Source organism: Streptomyces sp. NPDC002130 (assembly GCF_040296465.1).
GTDB lineage: Bacteria > Actinomycetota > Actinomycetes > Streptomycetales > Streptomycetaceae > Streptomyces.
This window is the reverse complement of sequence record NZ_JBEOXI010001180.1, coordinates 1-1097: the sequence shown is the minus strand read 5'-3', so window position 1 is coordinate 1097 and position 1097 is coordinate 1. Positions and strand designations below refer to the sequence as shown.

The window sequence follows — 1097 nt, the reverse complement described above, 5'->3', positions numbered from 1 at the left end:
CGCGCTCCTGTGCGTATCTGGCGGCCTCCAGGACCGGTTTGTTGGCCGGTTGCGGTCACCTGTCCGTCTTCCGGCAGTGAGCCGTCGATGATCGAGCCTTCGATCTGCTCGGCGATCTGCTGGAACAGTGGTCGTCCGTCGTCGATCACGATGATCGATGCCCGGTGTTCACTGGTTCATTACTCATGTAATGAACCATAGAACGTCGTGGGGCATGTTGGCAATGAGATCGCGGAATCTGGCACCGATGACTTGGGTCTCCGAGCGCTACCTATCGGGACATTCATCGCAGAGGCTGATGGAACAGCTTGCCGGGTCGGAACAGCTGTCGGTGCCGCATTGGAGCGAGCCGGTCATGTTGTCAGCGCTTGCTCCGCCGTCTCCAGCGCCTCGGTTGCCCGCGCTGTGAAGCGGCTTCCCGATACCGAAATTCTTCCGGCTGCGGACGTCGCAGCTCGCTCCGAACTGCTGATTCTCGCAGTTCCTGACGACCAGCTTGCGGATCTTGTTCGAGGTCTCGCGGCCACCCAGGCCGTCAAGCCGGGCACGCTCGTCGCCCATACGTCCGGTGCCAACGGCATCGCGATCCTGGCCCCGCTGACCGAACTGGGCGCGCTGCCCTTGGCCATCCATCCGGCGATGACGTTCACCGGTCACGACGAGGACACTGCGCGTCTGTCGTCGGCATGCTTCGGAATCACTGCTGCCGACGACATCGGATACGCGATCGCGCAGTCACTGGTTCTCGAGATCGGCGGCGAGCCCGTCCGAGTACGCGAGGAGAACCGCGCGCTCTACCACGCGGCACTGGCGCACGGCAGTAATCACCTGGTCACGCTCGTAGTCGACGCCGTCGAGGCGCTGCGAGCGTCGTTGCAGGGCGACGAGCTGCTCGGTCAGCAGTTGGTCGACGGAGATCCGGGTGGGGTGGCCGAGCGTGTCCTGCAGCCGCTGCTGTCGGCGGCCTTGGACAACGCGCTACGACGCGGTCCCTCGGCGTTGACCGGCCCGGTGGCACGCGGTGACGCTGCTGCCGTCGACACACATTTGCGCGTACTGACAGACCTGGATCCGGAGCTCGCTGCCGGCTATCGAGC

1 protein-coding gene is annotated in these 1097 nt (G+C 64.4%); it reads left to right on the top strand.

Translation table 11 applies throughout. The features are described from left to right. Positions 1-207: 207 nt before the first annotated feature. On the top strand, positions 208-1097 hold an 890-nt coding region (locus ABT116_RS49460; RefSeq protein ID WP_351648236.1), incomplete at its 3' end, for a Rossmann-like and DUF2520 domain-containing protein.